Genomic DNA, 23201 nt, shown 5'->3' on the forward strand with positions numbered 1-23201 from the left:
GAACGCAAATGAAAAAAACCGCTGTCAGCTGACAGCGGCGTCGGTTTTCATACGAATGACATTGGCGGCGCTTGCGGACCCATCGCGCCAGAACGACAACTCGGCATACTTTTCAAACAGATCCGGCGGCAACAGGGTGCGCCGGGCTTGCGGCGCGACCTTGGGCTTGACCTTGTGCAGGCCGGCAACACCCAGGGCCTGGTCGAAGGCCGGTGCGTCGTAGGTCAAGTGATTGAAGTCGTGTTCGAACCAGGGCTCGCCGATGAACTCGTACACCAGGCGCATGACCCGCTCCGGGGCCTGGCTCAGCAGGTCGTAGTCAACGATCAGCAGCGACTCGGCGTTCTCGCCGTAATAGGCCTCTTTGAGCGCCGTCCAGGCAAGCCCCACCAGGCGATTGCGCTGGGCCAGGGTTTCGCAGCGGCTGTAGACGGTATTGCGCTCGTCATCGTCATTGAACAGCTTGGTGTTCTCGAACGGATTGGCGCGATAAAGGCGCTCCAGGCTGTCGAGGATCCAGGCGACGTTGCGCACGCAAGCGATGGTCTTGGCCTGGGGGAACAGGTCCTGCAGGGCAGGCAGGCGGGCACACCATTGGCGATTGGTGTCGAAGATGACCGGTTTATCGGCTTTGTCGGCGTAGTAGGAATCGAAGAGACCACGCAACAGGCGGCGGCGCAGGTCGGTGTCGATCACCGAACCGAACTCGCTGCCGGCGCTGCATTGCTGCAGGACGGTGCTGAACAGCGAACCGACGGGACTGGTCATGCCGGCATGAAAGCGCGGGTTCTGCAGCAAAATGGCAGAAAGCAGGGTCGAGCCTGAGCGCGGTAAGCCGGAAATAAAGTGAAACTGCGGCAATCCCTTCACCTGTTTTGTAGTCCTTTTGTACCGCCAAGCGTAGCCGATGAAATAATCTTCGCCTAGTAGTACTTTGATATCAGATTCGCCTAGGCTAAAAATAAAGATGGACGGTAGAAACTCTCGTGAACCTGAATCGATTAAGCCGTTTCGCGAGATTTTTCCGCCCGCTTCGCTCGGCAAAATCAAACATCCCGGTCTACGCTCAGCCGTGCGTGACCAGGCCAGGGAGTAAAGGAGTCGGGCTGATCGCACTCTTGTCCTTTGACGCGCCGGGCATTGCGAAAACCCAATCACCTGAAGGATGAGGAATCTATGGAAGTATTCATCGGCACTATCCAGTCATTCGCCTTTAACTTTGCCCCCAGGGACTGGGCCCTGTGCAACGGGCAGACGCTTTCCCTTTCTCAATACCAGACCTTGTTCGCCTTGATCGGCGTGACGTACGGAGGCAATGGCCAGACCACCTTCATGCTACCCAACCTGCAAGGTCGCCTGCCCTTGGGCCAAGGCAACGGCCTGGGCCTGACCCCGCGCGTCATCGGCGAGATCTCCGGCACCGAAAACGTCACCCCGACGCTGAACAACCTGCCCATCCACACCCACACCCTCTCGGGCGTCACCGCCTCGACCACCCTGCAACTGGCGAACCCGGCCAGCAATCCAGTGAACACTCCCACGGCCACCAACTCATTCATCGGCACCTCGGGCACCGGGCCAGGTTCGGCGGCGATCTATTCCGACCAGATCGGTGCTTCGCCAGTACCGCTGCAAGGTGTCAGCACGACCGTCAGCGGCACGATTTCCCCTGCGGGCAACGGCATGCCATTGGCCGTCATGAACCCGTTCCTGGCCATCAACTTCAGCATCGCCCTTCAAGGCTACTTTCCGTCCCGTAACTGATGAACCGCCGGAGGGCTGCGGTCCTCCGGCCTTTTGGAGTGTCGACATGCTGCAACAGGTTCATAGCCGCCATTTCCAACCGCTGCTGGGCCAGACCGGCAGCCTGATCCTGCCCGACGGCAGTTGCCTGCCGGTGCGCTTCGAAACCCTTGAAGAAACACCTCGGGCGAAGATGCCGAGCACCGAGCGCATGCCCTTCAGCGTCGAGTTCAACAGCCTGGAGAGCACCGCGTTCGTGGACGGCCTCTGCGGGCTGGAGGTGCCGGAACTGGGCAAGATCGAGGGAGTGTTCGTGTCACGGATACCGCCCATGGGACGGGATCCGGCGCTGGGATATTTCTACATCGCGTTTAACTAATCGCCCAAAACTTGAATCCACAACAAATCCATTGTGGGAGCGGGCTTGCTCGCGAAGGCGGTTCGGCAGTAATCAATTTGCCAACTGACACGCCGCCTTCGCGAGCAAGCCCGCTCCCACAGGGGATGTGATGTGTTCTGAAAGACCGCTCAGTTGCCTTTCGGATACCAGACCAACCGCTCCGCCGCCGGGTTGCGCTCTTGCACTTCGAAGCCCAGCGCCAAGTAGTGCCTGCGGGCATGGGGGTTGCTGGCCCAGACCACGGTCGCCACCGGGCAACGGATCTGTTGCGCGGCTTTCTGCACCCCTTGCAACACCGCCCGGCCATAGCCCTGCCCACGCGCCTGGGGGATGAACGCCAGGTACAGCACGCGAATTTCATTGGGGCCGAAATCCGTGCTCAAGGCACCGATCGCGGTGCCGAGTTTTTCCACCACATAATGCATGGCGTCGGGGAAGTTCTCGCCCAACCCCTGCTCCTGCACCTGGAACTGCTGGGCAATCACCTGCTGCACCTGTTCGGGGTCACCGTCGATCCATTGCAGGTCCGGCCGCGCCGCCTGGTACAGGCCCTGCAGGAACGGACCATCGCTGACCCGCGATGGACGCACCACCAATCCCTCTGCCGCCACTGAATCCATACTCGCTCTCCAGGACTAGAACCCGCTTTCCCTGACACCCAACGCCGCCAACCGTCGCCAGGCCGCTCCCAACACCGACTCGCCCTTGCCCTGCAACACCGCCACGCCACGCAGCGGCTGCGCCGGAGCGGACGCGTCGTCCAGTGCACTCAGGCGTACACCGTATTGAGCCTGCACCGGCTCGGCCCGTTGCTGCGAATCGCGGCGCACCGCAATCGGCCCATGGTGGTCGGACGTCAACGCTTGTTGTTCGACCCAGGCCACGCCGTTGGTGTCGATTTCATTCAACTGCACGGCAATCGACGTGTGCATCGGATCGTCCGCGATGAACCGTCCCGTGGCACCCGGCCCGACCCGCCAAAGCTCGGCTTCGGTGAGGTACCCGCGCAACCGCGAATCGGTCTGCACCACCCGCGCCAGCACCTGCGTCGGTGACAGCCAGCGTCCTACCGACAGTTGCGGCAACAAGTCGCGCACCTGGCCGGCATGGGGCGCACGCAACAACAGTCGTTCACGCTGGGCCACCAGGCCCCGGTACTCGGCCACCGCTTCGGCCAGTTGCTGTTCGATGATGCCGGCATCGGCCGCGGTTTCGCTGCGCCCGGCCTGACGGCGCATCTGCAACTGCTGGATCTGGATTTCCCGACGCACGATGGCCAGGCGCGAGGCCATGTCCGGCGATTCCAGTTCAATCAATACATCGCCCTGGGCCACGGTCTGGCCGTCGTGCACATTCACCTGCTTGACCCGTGCCGCCACTGGCGCATGCAAGGCACTGGCCCGTCCGGCCTCGAGCATGGCCGGCACTTCCACCGCGCTGCGCCAGGGCAGCAGCAACGCCAACAGCAACACCAGCAACACCAGGCCGCTCAGGAGCATCCGCCCACCGCGGGCTTGCTCACGGCGACTCCACCATTGCCGCCACTCACTCACGATGGGCATAAAAATGAACCACACCAATTCCACCATCATCAGAAAAATGCCCAGCACCTTGAAGAACAGGTGATAGACCGCCAGGGCAATCCCGAAAAACAACAATGCCCGCCATAGCCAGGAGCCGTATCCCCATACCAGCAAACGCCGGCGCATCTTCGGCGACCAGGGTTCCGGCGCTGCCGCGCCATAACCGAACAAGGCTTCGCGCAGGCGCCAGCGACACAGGGCGAACGCACGCCCCTGAAGGTTATCCACCGCCCAGAAATCACTGAGCAGGAAATACCCGTCAAAACGCATGAAAGGGTTCAAGTTGATGATCAGCGTGGTGATCCAGGTGGCGCTGGCCAGCATGAACGCCGCGGTGCGCGCCGGCCCGTCGGGCAGCAGCGACCAGGCCAGCAGCGCGATGCACGCCAGCAGCAATTCGGCCAGGACTCCGCCGGCGCCGATCAGCAACCTTGCGCGACGATCGTTGATCCGCCAGGCGTCGCTGACGTCGGTATAGAACATCGGCAACAGCACCATGAACGCCACGCCCATGCTTTGCACACGACAACCGGCGCGTTTGGCCATGAAGGCATGGCCGAACTCATGGCACAGCTTGGCGAAGAGCAACGCCGCCCCGAAGGCCAGCGCACCGCCCAGGCTGAACAGGTGCGGAAACGTCGCGATGAAGCGCTGCCAGTCCCGCGACACCAGGAAGATGCCGAGGCCCAGGGTCAGCGGCAGGCCATAGCGCAGGATCCCGGGCCCGAACCGCGCCAACCAGGGCCAGGCCCGGTTGAGAAAGGCGTCCGGGCGCCACAGCGGTATGCGAAAAAACAGGTATTGATGCAGCAGGATCTGCCACAGGCTCTGGCGCTGCGCGGCGGTCTTGAAGAGGTAGCTGTCGCGCTGTTGTGGGTCCATCGCGCTGATCAGGTCATGGCCGCGCAGGAAACCCAGCAGTTGCTCCAGCGACTCGCCATTGAGCGGCAGGCCTGGCTCGCGGTTTGCGGCTTGCAGCACCTGTTCCGGATCGCCCAGGGACCAGTGCCGCAACATGCGCATTGCCGCCGCGCCAAGCTTGAAATAGCGCCCGCGCACCGGATCGGCCAAGGTCCACTGAGGTGAACCGTCCGGGTCCGGCGCCGCCGGGGACAATTGCAGGTCCGGCCGCAGGCTCGGCAAGTCCATGCTACAGGCCTACGCTCTGGCGCAGGCCGGCCAGTGGCCGACGCAACAGGTACAACGCCAGCGGCGCGCGGTCGCCAAAGACCTTCGCCGTGCCCCGCAGGCCGATGCGAGGCGCCGTGGCATCGAAACGCGCGTCCAACCGGTACGCCAACTGCCCGGCGGCGGTAGGCTGCGCTTCATAGGCCGAGCGCTCGAGCCAGGCCAGGTGCCGCTGCAACGGGTCGCTGTCGAGAAACAACGCCACTTGCGCACCGGGCTCCAGGGCGATCGCGTCGCCCACCGCCAATTCAATACGCAACTCGGCCTGGTTCGGGTCGGCGATTTCCATCAGTCGCTCGCCGGTCTGCACGGGCTTGCCGAGCCAGCGCTCGGCGTCGGCAAACACCGCGATGCCGTCGCGCTCGGCGCGTACTTCGCTGCGCTTGAGCAATTCAAGCGCGTAGTTGCGCTCGGCGCGTTTCTGTTCGACGCGGGCGGCCAGCAAGTCAATCTTCGAACTGGATTCAGCGTCGGCAAACGAGCGCTGGGAATTGGCCTTGAGTTCGGCCTCGGCCACGCCCAACGCACGCTCGGCCACATCGGCCTGGGCCTTGAGGCTGGTGCTTTCGAAACGCAGCAGCAGGTCGCCGTTCTTGACGGTCTGGTTGGGCTTGACCAGGAACTCGGCAATCACCCCATCCAACGGCGCCGCCACCACCTGCCCACCCAGCGGTACCACTTCGGCCGGGGCCAACACGGACTGGCGCACCGGGATCAGCAAGCCCAGCAGCAACACCGCCACCAGGGCGACCTGGCGCTTGCGCGTCCAACGCAGGCGCCACGGCTTGCGCGGTTGCAGCGCCAGCCACGCATGGCTGTAGGTGTCCCCCAGTTGCGACAGCAGCACTTGTTCGGGAGGGGTCCAGGGCAAGTCCCGGGCCAGCCACAAACCGCCGAATACCTGGCCCTGATGATCGATCAACGGCAGCCAGAACACTTGCCCGGCGGACAGGCTTTGCCAGTCCGCCCGGATGGATTCACTCACCCCATCGGCGGCGATCACCCGAGCCTGATTCAACAGGCCCTGTTTGAACAGCTGCGCCACCGCCTGCTCGACGAACGCCACGAATGGCGCATTCGGCTCCACGGTACTGACGCCGGTCACCGCCTGGACCTTGCCGGCGATCAACAACGCGGCATGACGAAAGCCGAACAGGGCCTGGCCGTCGTTGACCAGGCTGTAGCTCAATTGTGCCGGCGTTCGCGCGGCCCGGGTCTGGCGTTCAAGGTCAAGGAAGCGGGCAAACACCTGCTCGGCGTTGCCGGTGATCGGCGCGTTCAATTCGACTCCGCGAAACGCGCGGTACCACTCATGCCGGACAGCAGGCCGCTGGCATCCGGCACACTCGCCACCAGCAACAGGGTCTGGCTGCCCTCGTCGATGCGCGCGCCGAGGCGCTTGACCGTCGCCTGCAACGGCTTGCCGGTTTCATCGGGGACGAAGGTAAAGGGCTGGCCAGGCTTGAGCCGGTCCATCCAGCGTGAAGGCACCAGCAGATGGATCTCCAGGGTGCGGTTGTCGACCACATCGAGCAACGGCGCGCCGGCCGCCACGCTTTCATAGCGCTGGACCTTGCGCGCCACCACTTGCCCGTCGAAGGGTGCAACGACGCTGCAACGCTTGACCTGAACCTGATACACCTGGGATTGAGCCTGGGTTTCATTGAGCCGGGCTTCGGCCCGTGACACTTCAAAACGTCCGACCGACTTCAGGGCCGCCAGTTGCCGGTTATGCGCCAGCTCTTCACTGGCCCCCCGGCTTGCCGCCTGGGCCGCGTTGAGCTGGGCCTGATAGGCCGAGCAATCGAACCGCGCCAGGGTATCGCCCTTCTTGAACGACTCGCCCTCGCTGAACGGCAACTCGACGATGCGCCCGGCCAACTCGCTGGCCAGCACTGCCTGGTCTCGCGCCCGAAGCACCCCACGTGCCTCGTTACCACTCGGCGCACTGGCCGTGACGCCGCTTTCCAGCAGAGGATCGTCCGCGACAGGCGTTTGCGCCTGCACGCCGCACGTTACAAAGGCCAATCCCATAACCCAACTACTCAAACGTCCCATGCCGTTACTCCCTGACGGATGGGCGGAGTCTACGACAGCGGTGGGGGGCGTCAAGGGAGTAGCCGTCAGGAGTGAGAAAACTCTTGTTTCAAAAAGGTTGAAGAGGGGACAAAAAAAAGCTCAGTTTTTTCCTGATATGTACGGACATCAAATCCTACAAAGGATTGAGAATTTCCATTCGTTGGAAAATGGTTTTCGGTGATGGATTTCTACCGTTGCTCTAAGAGAGGCTCTATTTCGTAACAAACGCTGACAGATCAAGCAAAGAATGGATTTGACCTTCCACCATGCATACGCTCAACACTGTTGCGCCGGTGACGAGATAGAATCCAGCCAACGGTTGACGTTATGACACGCTCAACTTAGGATGGCCCTACTCAACCCCGTACGCAGAGATTCAGTTCTCTGGCTGTTGGGGTGAAAAAACCGGCTTAGGCCGGTTTTTTCGTTTCTGGGGATCAAGTTTGTGCGCACCGCATTTTTTGTTGACGGCTATAACCTGTTCTATGGACTGCTCGCAGACACACCTTACAAATGGCTGGATTTGCGAAGCCTGTTGTCACACATCGCGCATATCGAAAACCCGCACAGCACAACTGCCTCAGTTGATTACTTCACCTCCTCGGTCAAACCGTCACTGGCCACCCGTGGTCGAGTATCAAAAGAAGCGCAGGATTCTTATATTCGCGCCCTGAAGACCACCCATATCCGTGTCCATTATGGTCATCATCAACTTGAACCTGCCAAAGCCCCTCGTTTCGTTGACAGAAAGACAAAAGCCTCTCGAGAGGACAAAGTCGACATCTGGAAGCTGGAGGAAAAAGAAACGGACGTTCACATAGCAATCAGCATGTACCGAGCCGCTGCAAAGCAAACGACGCTGAAGAATCATGAACGGGTGGAGCAATTGGTACTTGTATCCAGCGACACCGATATGACTCCCGCTTTGAGAGCGTTGCGGGAGGATTTTCCCGAAACAACCGTTGGCGTTATTCTTCCTCATCGAGCTGAGCTGAATCGTCCGTCTCCAGGTTCGTTAAAGCAGCACGCCCACTGGATACGCCGCGTTGTCACTTGCGACGAACTCCAATCGCACCAGTTCCCCAACCGAGTGCCCACGCACAAAGCCCCCGCCATCAAGCCGGACTATTGGTAGCAACCAACGTCAACTCACCATCCCGATACAACACCTCACGCCCCAGCCACGTCACATCCACCTGCGGCAGCACCGCCGAGGGTTTTCGCAACTCACGCAGCAACGTCGAACCGTGGGACAAACGCCCACCCATTCGCGCAATCACGGCCCGGGCGCTTTGATAGTGTGCATGGCGACCAGGGTCCAACGTGTCTTCAAGCAGAATGTCCTCGCCCAGAATCCCCCGGGCCTGCCCCGGATAAATCATGAAGCCGCTGGCCTGCTCGGTGCCTTCACGACCGTCCTGCCAGAAGCTGCCATCGCGGGTGCGGATGTCCGGGTGCGGCGCGAACCAATGCGCTCGGTCCGCCTGCGGCATGGCGTGGTGCAGGCGAAAAAACATCCGCATCAGGTTGTCGCGATACCATTCGCGCACTTGCAGGTAATAACCGCGCAGACCCGGCAGGCCGGCCCCATGGGCTAGGCGAATCGCCAGGGGCCAGTGCGGGAAGGCCTGCAAGGGCAACTCGGTCGGCGCCGGGCGTGGCGTCGCCGGATCGGTTTCCCAGGGCAGGCGATGGGGGCTGTGTTCAAGGTCGTCATAGGCGGTCGGCGGTCGCCCCAGCCAGTCGCCGCCACTGCTGGCCAACGCACTGGCGATGCACAGGTTGCCCTGCACCACGAACACGTAGAAGCGGGTGAACCAGTCGGCCAATTGCTGGCCGTCGGCGCCTTGTGCGGTCAGTTCGAGCAGCTCCCGGTCGAAGCGCCGCAAACCGTGTTCGAGCGTGAGTAGATGCCCACGAGCGATGCGTTGCATGCGCAGGAATAATGGAAGCGAACGCATCAGGCGCAGCGGTCGCCAGGGCAAATGCGGTGTCGCGCCGCCGACCTCGCCGGCGTAGCTGCTGGCGCTGATGCCCCAGTCGGCCAGCCGGGCGAGAAACAAATCGTTGTTGATATACGAAGCACCGCCAAACACCGCCGTGAACGGCTCGTTGTCCTGCAACACCCGCGAGTCCCAACGCGCCATGATCGCCGGGATGCTCGCCGCCGCGCGGCGCTGGGCGTACTCCACCAAGGCGCTGGGTTGCGGCGGCAGGATCTCGGCGATGTTGGCGGCGGTCAGGTGGCGGCGCCAGCCGTAGTCGCTGATCGGCCGGTATTGCAGCAGCCACAGCTGGGTGCCATCCCAGGCCCATTCAACGTCGCCGGGCACATAGTGGAAGACCCGCAGCACGCCTTGCAGGAAACGCCACAGCACGTCTTCGGTCAGGCCATGGACTGGCTTGAATGTGCCGCTGTTCCATGACTCGCCGAGGCGGGAAATGATCGCGCGTTCGGGGCTCAGCTGACCATCGGCCAACGACTCCAGGTGACCTTCGACCCACTCCAGCTCGACGGATAGGTGGCGCACGAAGGCGATCCCCGACAACCGCGGCGTGATGAAACGCTGGACCACCACTTCCTCGACACCCGCCGCCGTCAACTCGGCAATGCGCACTGGCACGTTGTGCGTCGGTTCACGCAGGAACGTGGTGCTCAGGCCGGCATTCGCCGCATCGGCCTGATCCTCCCCGTAACTGGAAGAGCGCACGGCCCAGATAGCGTCCGCCTGGCTCTTCAGAAAGTTCGGCAAGCGCGGATCATGACAGTCGTTGAGCGACAGCGCCGCAGGCACCGCTTGCCCGGCCAGTTCCGCCAGGCGCAAGCGGCCACCCTTGGTGTGCGCGACGAACCCACGCTCGCCCGACTCCAGCCATGCGGCGAACTCGGCCGGCGCATCGATCCATGGGTAGTGACCCCAGCCAGGTTTCAGGCTTATGGTCAGATCGGCACGGGCCAGAATGGCGGACCAGGCCGCCGCTTGGGCGACGCCCAGCACCTTGTCCTGATCGCCCCACACCAGTTCGACCGGATCGGTGATCCATTCCAGCAGTGGCAACGCGGTGTCCGCACGCAGTTGATCCCAGAGCGGCACAAAGGCGCGGCAGCGGGCATACCCGGCCCCCATGCGTTGGTATTGCGCGGGCGTCCAGGTCTGGCGGGAGAATTTGTGGGCAAACAGCGTCGGCTTATTCGAGAGCAACCAGTGAATGGTCTTGCGAATCGGCAGCGGCGACATCAACGCCGGCAATCGTCGCTGCCACAAAAACGCGCCCACCGGCGCCAGCAACACGCTGCGGCAGAAGTGTCCCGGCTGGCGTTGCAGCGCATGCAGCACCAGCAACGCACTCACCCCCACCGCCATGATCGCGCTGCCCTTGACCGTCGCCGCCAGCAACGCCTGGGCGTAGGCCGCCAGGTCTTCGCAGGGGGCTTGGGAGCTGTTGCCGAAACCGGGCAATTCCAGCGGCACCACGTCGTGGTGTTGGAAATGCGGCAACGCGTCGTCCCACCAATCGGCGGCGCTACCGTTGCCGGCCAGCAGGTACATCCGGGGCTTGCTCATGGACGGTCCTCAGGCCAGGTCGCGCAGGGCAGCGTCGAGGGTCGGGTAACGGAACGTATAACCGGCCTCGACGAGGCGATTGGGCACCACGCGCTGGCCGTCGAAAAACAACTGGGCCATCTCGCCAGCCAGGGCACGCACCGGCGCGGCGGGGACGTGGAACCACACCGGACGCTTGAGCACCTTGCCGACGCGCTCGGCGAACAGCGCCTGACTGACGGTTTCCGGCGCCACCAGGTTGTAGGTGCCGCTCAGGCTTTCGTCATCGAACGCACGGGCGATCACTTGGATGACATCGTCGCGGTGCACCCAACTCATGATTTGCCGACCATCGCCCATCCGCCCGCCGAACCCCAGGCGAAACGGAATCAGCAACGGCAACAGCGCTCCGCCGGGGCCGAACACCACGCCCAGGCGCATCACCACCTGGCGCACGCCCAGTTCGGTGGCGGGCAGCGCTGAAGCCTCCCAACGCACACAGAGTTCAGCCATGAAGCCCTCGCCCCGGGTGGTGCTTTCATCGAGGCTTTCGCTGGCGTCGCGCACGCCATAAAAACCGACGGCCGAGGCCTGTATCCACAAGGCCGGTTTGTGTCGGGCGTTCTTCAGCCACGTCATCAAGGCTTCGGTGGTATTGACCCGGCTGGCGATGAGTTGCGCCTGGCGTTTGGGGCTCCAGCGCGGCCCGGCCACCGGCGCGCCCGCCAGGTTGATCACAACGTCGAAGGTTTCGCCATGGCCCAGTTTGTCCAACGCACGCAGGCACCGGGCGCGGCCGTCGAACAGATAGGCCGCTTTCAAGGGGTCGCGGGCCAACACGCTGACCGTATGCCCGGCGTCGAGCAATTGATTGACCAGCGTCTCGCCGATAAACCCGGTGCCCCCCGTCACCAGCACGCGCTTATAGGCGCCACCGGCAAACGGGTTGGCGGGCTTGCCCGCGCGTTGCATGCGCAAGGCCGCCAAGCCGTCGCGAATCCCCGAGGCGGTGACGCCAACGGCAAACAGGGTCAGCAGCCAGCCGCGCCAACCCAGATCGATCCCGCTCAGGCCGGTGGGCAAACTCGCCCACTGCGCCAGTTGCACTCCGTACAGCGCGAAGAAGGCACCGCCGTTGACCGCCAGTACCGTATGCATGATCCGCTCGATGGGCGGCAGTTTGCGGCTGCGGTCCTCGACCACGAAGTCCCACAGCGTCAGACCGATCTCCAAGGCGAACAGCAGCGCGATGACAATCGCCCAGGTGCCTTCGAAGGCCAGATGGGCAATGCCCAGGAACAGGATCCCGTAGAAGCACGAACGCAAGGCGTGGATCGACAGCTCCAGCCGCGCACTGTGGCGATAGGGCAAGGCGACGGTGAGTTCGTGGTGATACAGGGTATCCAGCGCGCCCAGGATCGCCTGGGCGATCAACAAGGTGATGGCCCAGTCCAGCAGGGAAAAGTCAGGCATGGTTTGCATCACTCGGCGCGTGGTCAGTCAGGGAGGTGCGGCGGTCGTGGCGATAGAGCCAGAACAGCGGCGGCAGTAACAGCAGCAGCGCGAGACCGTCGAGCCACAAGTGCGACCAGACCCGCGCCTGGGCGGAAATCAGCATATCCTGGGGCGCCCAGAGCAGAATGCCGGCGATCATCCAGCCCCAGGGCATGGCGCGCTTCAATCGATTGCCGATGTGCACGAGGGCGAGCATGTACAGCGCATAGCTTTGCAACGTCGCGCCGAACAAGGCCAGCCACCAGACCTGCTGTGCGCGGGCCGTAACGGGCACTGCGGCAGCGCCCCAGAAGGTCTGTTCGATGTTTTGCAGGTAGCCATCGAGCAAACCCGAATGGCCTGCCCAGCTCAGGGTGATGCCGGCAAGCAGATGCATCAGGGCGGCAGTATAAAGCCAAGCGACCAGGGCTTTGCGAAGGGGGCTTTGAGGGACTGGCATTCCGTGTCCTGAAGGCTTGCTGGAGGGTCGCAAGTCTAAAGGAAAAGGAGGTGGCTTTATCTGGCTAGCGGGCCGGCCAACGATAAATAAATCCACCGCCTGAGCACCTGAGGCGTTCCCCACACCCAAGCCGAACGCAATTGTGGCGAGGGGACTTATCCCCGCTGGCTGCGCAGCAGCCCCAAATGGCTGAACACCCACAGCCTGACACACCGAGGAGACTGGTTTCAGGGCTGCTGCGCAGCCCAACGGGGATAAATCCCCTCGCCACAGGTTCGGTGTTCCATTTCAGTAAGCAGCAGGTCCTAGGAGATTTCCTTCAAGTTGTAGTGATGTTGGTGAACTTGTCCGGCTTGGGGCTCACCGCTAGTCAGGGTTTGTCACTGAAAAAACGGTGACACGGACGTGCTAGTCCGGGTAAAAGACGTCGCACATCGCTATCAGCCTTGATCAAGGCTTTTTATGGCGGTTGTGCGTGGGAGATTTTTCCGCAAGGAAGAGTCTGCCGGGGTTCCGTCTGCCCGGTCTTGCACACCTGCGTACAACTGCCACTTCATTTGCGTGCAAGCGAAAGAGTGTCAGTTCCAACACTACAGATGGAGCTACATGACATGTTCAAATGTGACACCAAATCCGCCAGGCGATCCTGGCAACAGCTCTGACAAATCCTCGAAAACCAAAAAACTCGACGAAACCGCCGAGCGCGTTCTCGACTATTACCTCAATCCCAAACCGACCGATGAAGCCTCTGGCAAAACCCAAACCGCCCATCTCTTCATGGTCGCCCCGGACATCGATACGGAAACCCTGCTGGCCAATGCCTCCGAAGACCTGCTGTCCATCAGCGCCATCGCCGCCGACCTGGCGGATGACGTTGAAGGCAGTCGTCGCAGTGTCATCCTGGCGATCAGCCGGATGGCCGACGGGGTGCATTTATTGGTGGAGCGGGCGATGGATCGGCTTGAGGTCCAGGCGTCGGGCTGACATTCCTGTGGTGGATTGAAGACCGCTTTCGCGAGCAAGCCCGCTCCCACACTGGATCTTTGTCGAACCGAAATATTGAGATCAACATCGATCAACTGTGGAAGCGGGCTTGCTCGCGAAGGCGTCAGCCCAGACACCTAAAGCCATAGACTGCATTCACACCATCGGTTAGCGCTGCATCCCCCACCGCTTCACCGTCACCCGCTCCAAACTGTCGAACACCAGGTTCTCCACCAGCAACCCAATCAAAATCACCACCGCCAACCCGGCAAACACCTTGTCGGTGTACAGCTCGTTGCGGTTCTGGAAGATGTACCAGCCCAGGCCGCCCTTGCCGCTGGTGGCGCCGAATACCAGTTCGGCGGCGATCAGGGTGCGCCAGGCGAAGGCCCAGCCGATCTTCAGCCCGGCGAGAATCGACGGCAGCGCCGCCGGGATCAGGATGAACAGCACAAAACGCAGGCCCCGCAGCCCATAGTTGCGCCCGGCCATGCGCAGCGTTTCCGACACACCGAGAAACCCCGAATACATGTTCAACGCCAGCGCCCACAGCACCGAATGCACCAGCACAAAAATCAGGCTGTTCTGCCCCAGGCCGAACCACAGCAGCGCCAACGGCAACAGGGCGATGGCCGGCAGCGGATTGAACATCGACGTCAAGGTGCTGAGCAGGTCGCGGCCCAACTGCGTCGACACCGCCAAGGTGGTCAAGCCAAACGCCAGAATGATGCCCAGTAGATAGCCCTTGAGCAGCACCACCAGGGAAATCCACACCTTGCCCAACAGCTCGCCGCTGAGCAAACCGTCGTACAACGCGCTGGCGGTTTGCAAGAAGCTCGGCAGCAGCAGGTCGTTGTTCTGGTAACGCGCCGCGCCCTCCCACAGCACCGCCAGCAATAACAGGATCAAACTTTTGCGCAGCCAACCCTGTTGCCAGAGGCGCTGGCCCAAGGGCAACTCGCGCTCCAGGGGCACATGGGTCAGGGGTTGCAGGTCGACTTCGTATTCTTCGCGCGCAGGCGATAACTGGCTCATAAAACTCTCTTCCTCAATGCCTTGCACCAACCTGTAGGAGCTGCCGAGCGAAGCGAGGCTGCGATCTTTGCGCCAACAAACGAAAGATCAAAAGATCGCAGCCTTCGGTAGCTCCTACGGGGGTCAATAGGCGATACGGATGTCGGTGAAATCCAGCTCATGCTCGGTTTCAGGCGGCTGACCTTCATTGAACAGCAATCCATGAATCCGCCGCGCCGTGTGCTGGAACCCCACGCCACCGAGGCTGTGCAAATCGTATTGATGGCTGTGAACTTCCGCCCGCACACGCCCGGGATGCGGTGACAGCAGCAGGATGCGATTGCCCACCACCAACGCCTCTTCGATGGAGTGGGTGACAAACAGCAGCGTGAAACGCACCTCTTCCCAGAGCAGCAGCAATTCTTCCTGCATCTTGCGTCGGGTCAGGGCATCGAGGGCGGCGAAGGGCTCGTCCATCAAGAGGATTTTCGGCTGCATCGCCAAGGCCCGGGCAATCGCGACCCGAGCTTTCATACCACCGGACAACGTGTGGGGGTAAGCATCGGCAAACGCCGCCAGGCCAACCTTGTCGAGGTAATGCAGCGCCCGCTCCTCGGCCTCGCGACGCTTGAGCGTGCCGGAAGCCAGCAGCGCGAACATCACGTTCTGCTTGACCGTTTTCCACGGTGGCAGTTGGTCGAACTCCTGGAACACCACGATCCGGTCCGGTCCCGGCGCGTTGACGGTTTGGCCTTGCAAGCGAATCTCGCCTTCGCACGGCGTGATGAAGCCACCAATGGCCTTGAGCAAGGTGGACTTGCCGCACCCGGACGGGCCAAGCAAAACGAAACGGTCCGCCGGATCGACTTCGAAACTCACCTGGTGGGTGGCCCGTACCACCCGTTGTGGCGTGCGGTACTCCAGGCTGACGTTGTCCACCGACAGCAGTGCCGTGCCGGTGGCGATGGGATTGCTGGCCGCGTGGCCTTGCAAAAGCGCGCTCATGACAATCAACTCCCCCTGCAACGGTTTGGCGTCCTGGAAGAAATAATCCCCGTTTGGACATGGTGACTCCCAAAGCTCTTTGCGCCAGGCGCAGCCAAATCAGAAAGGGGCGTCGCCCTGGATGGTGGTGCGATACAGCTTGCGGCGCAGATGGCTCGGGCAACCAGCGGCCAGGTGGATCAGCGAGCGGTTGTCCCAGAACACCAAGTCATGGGGCTGCCATTGATGGCGATAGATGTTTTGAGGCAACACGCTGTGGGCATACAGCTCCGTCAGGATGGCTTTGCTTTCATCCTCCGGCAGACCGACGATGCGGGTGGTGAACCCCTCGCTGACGAACAATGCCTTGCGCCCGGTTTCCGGGTGGGTGCGGACGATGGGGTGCACGACTTCGGCCACCTGGGCCAGTTGCTCCGGCGTCAACGTCGGGCGCCAGTTGCCTTCGAATTTGGTTTCGCCGTAGCGCGCAGTGTAGGAATGCGCCGCCGAACGGCCCTCGACCGCTTTACGCAGCGTTTCGGGCAAACCGTCCCAGGCCTTGTGCATGTCGGCAAACAGCGTGTCGCCGCCTTCGCTTGGCAGTTCCTGGGCGTGAAGCATCGAGCCGAGGCTGGGCAGTTCCTTATAGGAAAGGTCCGAATGCCAGAACTTGCCTGCATCGCCCAGGCCGATGGATTGGCCGTTTTCGATAATGTTGGACACGATGAGGATTTCCGGATGCCCGCTCAGCAGGAACTGCTTGAGCACATGGATTTGCAGCACGCCAAAACGGCGGCTGAAGGCGATGTGCTGTCCGGGGGTGATGCGCTGGTCGCGGAACACCACGACGTGATGATCCAGGTGCGCGCGATGGATGCGGGCGAAATCCTGGTCGTTGATGGGCCGGGACAGGTCCAGCCCGACGATCTCTGCGCCGACGGCTTCGATGAACGGACGGATTTCGAACGTCTGCGGCGCGATGTTCGCGGCGCTTGGGATAAGGGAATCCGGAGAATAAGAGACGGCTGACATACATCACTCCCACGCACAGCGCGCTTCAATGGGCGCGCAATCGCTCAAAAACTCACGGGGTTACCGTGTTGGTTTGTGTCGTGCGGCGCGCCGATTGGTCGGCAGGTACGCAGGAGGATGACTTTAAAGGTATAAGAATTTAAATTTAAATACCGTTAATGAATAACGATATGGCTTAGAGTTTTCACCGCCCTCCCTGTGGCGAGGGGATTTATCCCCGCTGGGGTGCGAAGCAGCCCTAAAACCTGCCACCTCGGTGTGTCAGGCTTGGTTACATTCAGCTATTTCGGGGGCTGCTGCGCAGCCCAGCGGGGATAAATCCCCTCGCCACAGAGATAGCGCCGGCCCGAGTTATTGGGCTTCTAGCGCTCGTGCAACGCCTCGGACCGGGCCTTGATGATCGGCTTGAGCAGGTAGCTGAGCACGGTTTTCTTGCCGGTGATGATGTCCACCGACGCCACCATCCCAGGGATGATCAGCAAGGGTTTTTCAGGCGTGCCCAGGTGGCTGCGTTCGGTGCGCAGCTTGATGATGTAGTAAGTAGTCTTCTTGTCTTCATCGGTGATGGTGTCGGCACCGATCTGTTCCAGCTTGGCTTTCATCCCGCCGTAGATGGTGTAGTCGTACGCGGTGAATTTCACCGTGGCGTCCTGGCCGGGGTGCAGGAAGGCGATGTCCTGGGGACGGATTTTCGCTTCCACCAGAATGGTGTCGTCCAACGGCACGATTTCCACCAGGTCGCTGCCGGGCTGGATCACGCCGCCGATGGTGTTCACCAGCAATTTATTGACAATGCCGCGCACCGGCGACGTCACCAGGGTCCGGCTCACCCGGTCTTCCAGGGCCTTGCCGGTGGCCTGGGCCTTGTTCAGGTCAGTGCGGGCTTCGTTGAGCTGGGTCAGGGCTTCGCTGCGGAACTTGCCGCGGGTCTCGTCGATCTTGCGCTGCACTTCCTTGATCGCCGATTCGGCGCGGGGGATCGCCAGCGTCGTGGCGTCCAGTTGCCCACGGGTCTCGACTTCGGCGCGCTTGAGCCGCAGCACTTCTACCGGCGACACCGCGCCCTGGGCCACCAGCGGCTCGGACATGTTGATTTCCTGGCGTTGCAGCGCCAGGCCGGAGCGGTACTGCGCCTGCTTGGACACGAACTCGCGCAATTCCTGCTGGCGCTGGATCAATTGCTCCTGCAAGCCGCCGATTTCATCGTGCAGTTGCTGACGGCGACTGATGTACAGCGACTCTTCGCTGGCCGCCTGGCCCGGCACCGCCTTGAGCACATCGGCCGGAAAGTTCAGCGGCCGGTCATCGACCTCGGCGCTCAGGCGCTCGACCCGCAACAACATGGACAGTCGATCTGCCTCGGTTTCACCGACGTTGGAGACAAACCGTGTGTCGTCCAGGCGAATCAACGACGCGCCGGCTTCAACAATCTGCCCTTCCTTGACGAACAGCTCAGCGACGATGCCGCCTTCCAGGTTCTGGATTTTCTGGATCTTGGACGATGGGATCGCCTTGCCGTCGCCCTTGGTCACTTCGTCGATCTCGGCGAAGTTGGCCCACAGCATCAGAAACACAAAGAAGCCGATGATGCCCCAGATCGTCAAACGCACCACCCGGGGAGCGTCCTCGATCAGGGCTTTGTTGACCTCGGGCAGCGGTTGGCCGTGCAGCGAGTCGGAACCTTTGAAATAGCGGCCCACCCCGCCCTTTAAACCTGGCTTAAGCAACACTGATCTGCCCCTTCTTCAGCGCTTCCATGACAGCGGCTTTCGGGCCATCGGCGAGGATCTGTCCACGGTCGATCACCAGCAGGCGATCCACCAGCGACAGCAAGGATGCCCGGTGCGTCACCAACAGCACGGTCTTGTTTTCCACCACGGCGGCCAGGCGCTGTTTCAAGCGCTCTTCACCGGTGTTGTCCATGGCGCTGGTGGGCTCGTCCAGCAGCAGAATGGGCGGGTTGAGCAGCAGCGCGCGGGCCAGGGCGACGTTCTGGCGCTGGCCGCCGGACAGGTTCTGCCCACGCTCGCCGACTTGCAGTTCATAGCCTTGCGGGTGCAGGCGGGCGAATTCGTGCACACCCGCCAGTTCAGCGGCCTGGAGCACCAGTTCGTCTTCGACGTAACGGGCGCCGGAGGTCAGGTTGTCCCGCAGGGTGCCGGCCAGCAGCTGGATGTCCTGGGGCACGTAGCCAATGTTGTAGCGCAGCTCGCTGACGTCGATCTGGCGGATGTCCACGCCGTCCACCAGCAAGGCACCGTCGTCAGGCTGATACAGACCCACCAGCAATTTGGCGAGCGAGCTTTTACCCGAGCCGCTGCGACCGATGATGCCGATTTTCTCGCCGGGCTTGATCACCAGGTTGATGTTTTTCAGCGCGGCGTTCTGCTGGTTCGGGTAGGTGAAGTTCAACTGACGGCATTCAATGGCGCCCTGCAACACCTTGCGGCTGAGGGGGCGCTCGTCGAAATTGCGCTCCTGGGGCAGCTCCATCATCTGGTCGACCGAGGTCATGGTCACCCGCGCCTGCTGATAGCGGGTCAACAGGCCCGACAGCGACGCCAGTGGGCTGAGGGCGCGGCCGCTGAGCATGTAGCAGGCAACCAGCCCACCCATGCTCAGGTTGCCGGCGATGATCAGGTAAACGCCGAAGACGATCATGATCACCCCGGCCAATTGCTGGATCAGCAAAGTGATGTTCATTGCCAGCCCGGACAGCATCTTCACCCGCAGTTCGAGGCGGCTGAGGGTACCGATGGTCTGTTCCCACTGGTATTGACGCTCGCTCTCGGCGTTGTTGACCTTCACCGCGTCCAAGCCGGCCAGGGTCTCGATCAGGCTGGACTGGCGCTCGGCGCCCAGGGCCATGGTGCGCTCCATGGTCGCCACCAGGGGCTTCTGCAACGCATAGCCGATCAGCAGGGCAATCGGGAACGCCAGCACCGGAATCCATACCAAGTGCCCGCCGATAATCGCGATGACCATGAAGATCAGTAGCGTGAACGGCAAGTCGATGAGGCTGGTGAGGGTCAGCGAGGCGAGGAAGTCCCGCAGGCTCTGGAACTCGTGGATGTTCTGGGCAAAGCTGCCGACCCGCGCCGGGCGGTATTTCATGGACATGCCGACGATGCGTTCGAACAGCGTCGCCGAGATGATCAGGTCGGTTTTCTTGCCCGCCAGGTCCAGGCACAGGCTGCGCAGCATCTTGAGGATCAGGTCGAACACATAGGCGCCGGTGATACCGACGGCCAGCACCCACAGGGTCGATTCGGCCTGGTTCGGCACCACGCGGTCGTAGACGTTCATCACGAACAGTGGCGCGGCCATGGCGATGATGTTGATCAGCAGGCTCGCGGCGATGGCATCGGCGTACAGCCAGCGGGACCGTTTGAGGGTGTCGCGAAACCACGAGCGCGCCCGGGGAATGAGCGTGCCGTGGTTGACGTCAAATTTATGCTGCGGTTGGGCGAAGAACACCTTGCCGCTGTAATCGTCCGCCAGCAGTTCACGGCTGACTGTGACCTCTCCACCATCGCTTTCGCTGAGCAGCAGCCGCGCCTGATCGTCACCGACCCAGCCCAGCAGCACGGCGCTGCGGCCGTCTTTGAGCAGCAACAGCGCCGGCATGGCGATGGTCGGGATCTGCTCTAGCTTGCGTTGCAGCACCCGGCCTTGCAGACCGGCACGGGCCGCCGCGCGCGACAATAATTCGACGCTCAGCCGTTGCTTGGGCAGTGGCAGGCCAGTGGTGAGCATCGCTGCGCTGGCCGGCTTCTGATGCAGCATGCAGAGCGCCAGCAGACCGTCCAGCAGCGGGTCGTCGTGCAGCGTGCGCGGGTCATGAACTAGTTCGACTGGACTGACTTCTGATTCCACGCTCGGCACTCTGACTGATTAAAACGGGTGGTAGGACTCAATTCATCCCAGGCAATTGAACCTTGGGCTTCATGTCGTTCTGCACAACCGATGCCAACGGTGCGACCACCCCCTGGCTTTTCAATAGCTGGCCCATGGTTGCCTTGATCCGGTACTGGGTGAACAGCTGCACATTCTTGATTTCCGCCAGGCGACGGGAAGCGCTGAACAGCTCGTTTTCGCTGTCGAGCAAGTCGAGCAGGGTCCGCTCGCCGAGGCTGAACTGCTTCTGGTAGGCGGTACGCACATTGGCGCTGCGATCCACGTATTGCTGGGCGACCGGCACCTGGGCGTTAGCATTGTTCAAGGCGTTCCAGGCCAGGCCCAGCTCTTCGTTCAACTGGCGCAGCGCGTTGTTGCGGATGTCCAGGGCCTGGTTGGACAGGTACGACTTGGATTCCAGGTCGGCCTTGTTGCTGCCACCGGCATACAGGTTGAAACGCATGCGCAGCATGGCCTGCCACTCGTTGTTGTGGCCGTTCTGACCGTCCAGGTCGTTGTCGGCCGTGCGACCCAGCTCAGCGTCGAAGCGTGGGTAGAAGCTCGATTTGGCGGCTTCGTACTGTTGCTCGGCGGCGGCGATGTCGGCTTCGGCCGAACGCAGCACCGGGCTGTTTTCCAGCATCTGGGCGCGGGCTTCGGTCAGGTTGGCCGGCAACAGCGCCATAAAATCGGCGGGACGCTCCAGTTGATCGGGCAGTTGGCCCACGGCGCTGAGGTAGTTGGTCTCGGCATCAGCCAGATTGGTTTGCTCGGTGATCAGGTTGTTGCGGGCCTGGGCCATGCGCGCTTCGGCCTGGTCCAGGTCGGCGCCGCTGCCCACACCACGGGAGGTGCGCAGCTTGATCTGGTCGAAGATGCGTTCGTGACTCTTGAGGTTTTCCTCGGCCAGGCGCACGAATTCACGACGGGTCAGCACATCCAGGTAGACCTGGGCCACCGTCAAACCGGTGCGCTCGGAAGCGTCCAGCAACGAGTAGGCACGGGCATTGACGGTGGCTTGTTGACGCCCCACTTCGCTGGACGTCGCAAAACCGTCAAAAACCATTTGTGACAGGCGCAGGCTCGATTCACTGCGGTTCAGGGTTTCCCAATGGTTATTACCGCCCGACCGGGTGGTGACGCTGTCGGTGCCTTCACGGCCATACCCGGCTGCAAGGTCCACCCTAGGCAGATAGCCGCCCTTGGCCGCCTTGAGTTGGTAATCCGCCGCGAGACGACTGTTCACCCCGGCCTGGATTTCAGGATGGACATCCAGCGCCTGCTGCATGGCCTGCGGCAAGGTTTGTGCTTGTACGAAGCTGGCGGCGAGGGCGAAGGGTAAAGCCATGAACAAGTGCGGACGCATGGTGGTTTTTTCCTGAAACTCTTGTCTTGAATCACAGCGAAACGTGGCGCTGCATCGGATGATGGCAACCGGAATGACCGTATGTCGGAAAGTTCGAAACAAGAACTGGATCAAGCACCGAAAGGACAGGTCGCCGCTTAAATATCAATGTGACATTACTGAAGCGATTGTTTAGGATGGCCGACAGAAGGTCAATAGTTTGGCACAAACTAAATAATCGAAAAAAGCACAGCCAAAATATTGACAAAAAAAAGCGTCAAATAACCTTACTTTGTGAACATGAACGTCCAGACCGCTGCTGCCTACAGGCTGCCGGGTCCATGGAAGTCTACTGAGCGTGGCACCCGGAGAAGTCTTCAATGAGCAGTGTTATTGCCGTTGTCAAAAGCATTGTTGGTCAGGTTTTCGTCGTATCCCCAGAGGGCATCCGTCGCGTACTCATTGAAGGTGATCGCCTGAACGTAGGCGACCAGTTGGACACCGGCCCTGCCGGCGCCGTCACATTGGAACTGGCCGATGGCCGCACCCTGGACCTGGGTCGCGACACCCAGTGGAGCGCCAGTGCCCCGGACTCGTCCACCGACCTGGCCCAAGCCACTGCCCAGGCCGCGCCATCGGTAGAAGAGCTGCAACAAGCCATCGCCGCGGGCGTCGACCCGACGACGGCCCTGGAGGCCACCGCCGCCGGTGCCACTGCCGCGGGTACGGGTGGTGCCGCCGGTGGCGGCCACAGCTTTGTGGTGCTGGATGCCACCGCCGGCAGCGTCGACCCTACCGTCGGTTTCCCAACGGAAGGCCTCGCTGCGGCTGCCGCCACCGATAACAACATCCTGGGTGGCGATACCACGGATACGACCACCAACGCCGTGCTCAACGCGACGATGACCCTGAGCGCCACACCGACCCTGACCGAAGCCGGCGGCGTGCTGGTGTACACCGCGACAGTCACCCAGGCGCCTCAGACCGACCTGACAGTGACCCTGTCCAACGGCTCGGTGATCGTCATTGCTGCCGGACAAACGACCGGCAGCGTCAACGTACCGCTGGCGCCGAACGACACCGTCTATAACGACGCCACCCAAATCAGCGTGACCGTCACTGGCACCACCGGCGGCACCGGCATCGCCGTGACCGTGCCCACCACGCCGGCCGTGACCCAGATCACCGACACCGTCGACACCACCACCGTCACCCTGAGCGCTGGCAATACGGTCACCGAAGGCGGCCAGATTACCTACACCGCCACCCTGACCAACCCGGCCCAGACCCCAGTGACCGTGACCTTGAGCAACGGCTCGGTCATCACCATCGCTGCGGGCCAGACCACAGGTACCGTCAACGTCGATACACCGGCCAATGACGTCTACAACAACGGCAGCACTGTCAGCACCACGATTACCGGTGCGACCGGTGGCAACTTCGAGAACCTGGT

The 23201-nt window shown here is 61.9% G+C and carries 19 protein-coding genes; 5 read left to right on the forward strand and 14 right to left on the reverse strand.

The features are described 5' to 3' along the window. Positions 1-24 precede the first annotated feature (24 nt). Positions 25-870 (reverse strand): sulfotransferase family protein, encoded by an 846-nt coding sequence (locus BM317_RS18520; protein WP_092201368.1) that lies wholly within the window; start codon positions 868-870, stop codon positions 25-27. A gap of 306 nt (positions 871-1176) precedes the next feature. Between BM317_RS18520 and BM317_RS18525 the strand changes: the two genes are divergently transcribed. Together BM317_RS18525 and BM317_RS18530 are read left to right on the forward strand one after the other, a co-directional pair. After that, positions 1177-1764, forward strand: coding sequence for a phage tail protein (locus BM317_RS18525; RefSeq protein ID WP_092169364.1), 588 nt, complete (start codon positions 1177-1179; stop codon positions 1762-1764). A 46-nt stretch (positions 1765-1810) separates the two neighbouring features. Next, entirely contained in the window at positions 1811-2122 is a 312-nt protein-coding gene (locus BM317_RS18530; protein ID WP_060739727.1) for a DUF6916 family protein, read from the forward strand. A gap of 149 nt (positions 2123-2271) precedes the next feature. Here BM317_RS18530 and BM317_RS18535 read toward each other — a convergent pair whose 3' ends face one another. The 4 genes from BM317_RS18535 to BM317_RS18550 are packed head-to-tail and all read right to left on the reverse strand — an operon-like array spanning position 2272 to position 6972. Continuing rightward, positions 2272-2763 (reverse strand): GNAT family N-acetyltransferase, encoded by a 492-nt coding sequence (locus BM317_RS18535; RefSeq protein ID WP_092169367.1) that lies wholly within the window; start codon positions 2761-2763, stop codon positions 2272-2274. A gap of 15 nt (positions 2764-2778) precedes the next feature. Beyond that, complete coding sequence (locus BM317_RS18540; RefSeq protein ID WP_092475587.1) at positions 2779-4875, reverse strand: efflux RND transporter periplasmic adaptor subunit; 2097 nt, start codon at positions 4873-4875, stop codon at positions 2779-2781. A 1-nt stretch (position 4876) separates the two neighbouring features. After that, positions 4877-6196 carry an efflux RND transporter periplasmic adaptor subunit gene (locus BM317_RS18545; protein WP_092169373.1) on the reverse strand — a complete coding sequence of 440 codons (1320 nt, stop codon included), beginning with the start codon at positions 6194-6196 and terminating at the stop codon, positions 4877-4879. Further along, positions 6193-6972, reverse strand: a complete 780-nt coding sequence (locus BM317_RS18550; RefSeq protein WP_092169376.1) for an efflux RND transporter periplasmic adaptor subunit — start codon at positions 6970-6972, stop codon at positions 6193-6195. Before BM317_RS18550 ends, BM317_RS18545 begins: the two co-directional genes overlap by 4 nt. A gap of 466 nt (positions 6973-7438) precedes the next feature. Between BM317_RS18550 and BM317_RS18555 the strand changes: the two genes are divergently transcribed. Then, positions 7439-8128, forward strand: a complete 690-nt coding sequence (locus BM317_RS18555) for an NYN domain-containing protein (RefSeq protein ID WP_092329862.1) — start codon at positions 7439-7441, stop codon at positions 8126-8128. Here the strand turns inward: BM317_RS18555 and BM317_RS18560 are convergent. The 3 genes from BM317_RS18560 to BM317_RS18570 are packed head-to-tail and all read right to left on the reverse strand — an operon-like array spanning position 8109 to position 12492. Next, positions 8109-10559 (reverse strand): alpha/beta hydrolase, encoded by a 2451-nt coding sequence (locus tag BM317_RS18560; RefSeq protein ID WP_092475590.1) that lies wholly within the window; start codon positions 10557-10559, stop codon positions 8109-8111. The two genes, BM317_RS18555 and BM317_RS18560, sit on opposite strands and share 20 nt — an antisense overlap. 9 nt (positions 10560-10568) lie before the next feature. Further along, complete coding sequence (locus BM317_RS18565) at positions 10569-12011, reverse strand: TIGR01777 family oxidoreductase (RefSeq protein WP_092475593.1); 1443 nt, start codon at positions 12009-12011, stop codon at positions 10569-10571. Next, complete coding sequence (locus BM317_RS18570) at positions 12004-12492, reverse strand: cell division protein (protein ID WP_170842318.1); 489 nt, start codon at positions 12490-12492, stop codon at positions 12004-12006. Before BM317_RS18570 ends, BM317_RS18565 begins: the two co-directional genes overlap by 8 nt. A gap of 606 nt (positions 12493-13098) precedes the next feature. Between BM317_RS18570 and BM317_RS18575 the strand changes: the two genes are divergently transcribed. Further along, positions 13099-13476 carry a DUF6124 family protein gene (locus tag BM317_RS18575; RefSeq protein WP_092169388.1) on the forward strand — a complete coding sequence of 126 codons (378 nt, stop codon included), beginning with the start codon at positions 13099-13101 and terminating at the stop codon, positions 13474-13476. Positions 13477-13644: 168 nt separating this feature from the next. Here BM317_RS18575 and BM317_RS18580 read toward each other — a convergent pair whose 3' ends face one another. The 6 genes from BM317_RS18580 to BM317_RS18605 all read right to left on the reverse strand — a co-directional run bounded on the left by BM317_RS18580 (position 13645) and on the right by BM317_RS18605 (position 21769). Beyond that, on the reverse strand, positions 13645-14511 hold the full coding sequence (locus BM317_RS18580) for an ABC transporter permease (protein ID WP_092169391.1): 867 nt from the start codon (positions 14509-14511) through the stop codon (positions 13645-13647). A gap of 123 nt (positions 14512-14634) precedes the next feature. Next, the gene (locus BM317_RS18585; protein WP_092475596.1) at positions 14635-15495 is read right to left on the reverse strand and encodes an ABC transporter ATP-binding protein; all 861 of its coding nucleotides are present in this window, start codon (positions 15493-15495) and stop codon (positions 14635-14637) included. A gap of 99 nt (positions 15496-15594) precedes the next feature. Continuing rightward, entirely contained in the window at positions 15595-16506 is a 912-nt protein-coding gene (locus tag BM317_RS18590) for a TauD/TfdA dioxygenase family protein (protein WP_092169397.1), read from the reverse strand. 362 nt (positions 16507-16868) lie between these two features. Further along, entirely contained in the window at positions 16869-18236 is a 1368-nt protein-coding gene (locus BM317_RS18595) for an HlyD family type I secretion periplasmic adaptor subunit (protein WP_092169400.1), read from the reverse strand. After that, a complete protein-coding gene (locus BM317_RS18600; RefSeq protein ID WP_092169421.1) occupies positions 18226-20382 on the reverse strand; it encodes a type I secretion system permease/ATPase in 2157 nt (718 codons plus the stop codon). The genes BM317_RS18595 and BM317_RS18600 overlap by 11 nt, the downstream gene beginning before the upstream one ends. A 37-nt stretch (positions 20383-20419) precedes the next feature. Continuing rightward, entirely contained in the window at positions 20420-21769 is a 1350-nt protein-coding gene (locus tag BM317_RS18605) for a TolC family outer membrane protein (RefSeq protein ID WP_092169403.1), read from the reverse strand. A 359-nt stretch (positions 21770-22128) separates the two neighbouring features. Here BM317_RS18605 and BM317_RS18610 point away from each other — a divergent pair. Continuing rightward, a partial coding sequence (locus tag BM317_RS18610) for a retention module-containing protein (protein WP_092475599.1) occupies positions 22129-23201 on the forward strand: 1073 nt, incomplete at its 3' end.

Origin of the sequence: Pseudomonas sp. NFACC24-1, assembly GCF_900115235.1 — a bacterium.
In the GTDB taxonomy this organism is placed as follows: domain Bacteria; phylum Pseudomonadota; class Gammaproteobacteria; order Pseudomonadales; family Pseudomonadaceae; genus Aquipseudomonas; species Aquipseudomonas fluorescens_AA.

Coding starts and splice junctions, on each gene's coding strand:
- BM317_RS18560 (WP_092475590.1), bottom strand. CDS start 10,559: ATGAGCAAGCCCCGGATGTACCTGCTGGCCGGCAACGGTAGCGCCGCC.
- BM317_RS18580 (WP_092169391.1), bottom strand. CDS start 14,511: ATGAGCCAGTTATCGCCTGCGCGCGAAGAATACGAAGTCGACCTGCAA.
- BM317_RS18530 (WP_060739727.1), top strand. CDS start 1,811: ATGCTGCAACAGGTTCATAGCCGCCATTTCCAACCGCTGCTGGGCCAG.
- BM317_RS18590 (WP_092169397.1), bottom strand. CDS start 16,506: ATGTCAGCCGTCTCTTATTCTCCGGATTCCCTTATCCCAAGCGCCGCG.
- BM317_RS18575 (WP_092169388.1), top strand. CDS start 13,099: ATGACATGTTCAAATGTGACACCAAATCCGCCAGGCGATCCTGGCAAC.
- BM317_RS18535 (WP_092169367.1), bottom strand. CDS start 2,763: ATGGATTCAGTGGCGGCAGAGGGATTGGTGGTGCGTCCATCGCGGGTC.
- BM317_RS18525 (WP_092169364.1), top strand. CDS start 1,177: ATGGAAGTATTCATCGGCACTATCCAGTCATTCGCCTTTAACTTTGCC.
- BM317_RS18570 (WP_170842318.1), bottom strand. CDS start 12,492: ATGCCAGTCCCTCAAAGCCCCCTTCGCAAAGCCCTGGTCGCTTGGCTT.
- BM317_RS18585 (WP_092475596.1), bottom strand. CDS start 15,495: ATGAGCGCGCTTTTGCAAGGCCACGCGGCCAGCAATCCCATCGCCACC.
- BM317_RS18605 (WP_092169403.1), bottom strand. CDS start 21,769: ATGCGTCCGCACTTGTTCATGGCTTTACCCTTCGCCCTCGCCGCCAGC.
- BM317_RS18565 (WP_092475593.1), bottom strand. CDS start 12,011: ATGCCTGACTTTTCCCTGCTGGACTGGGCCATCACCTTGTTGATCGCC.
- BM317_RS18550 (WP_092169376.1), bottom strand. CDS start 6,972: ATGGGACGTTTGAGTAGTTGGGTTATGGGATTGGCCTTTGTAACGTGC.
- BM317_RS18540 (WP_092475587.1), bottom strand. CDS start 4,875: ATGGACTTGCCGAGCCTGCGGCCGGACCTGCAATTGTCCCCGGCGGCG.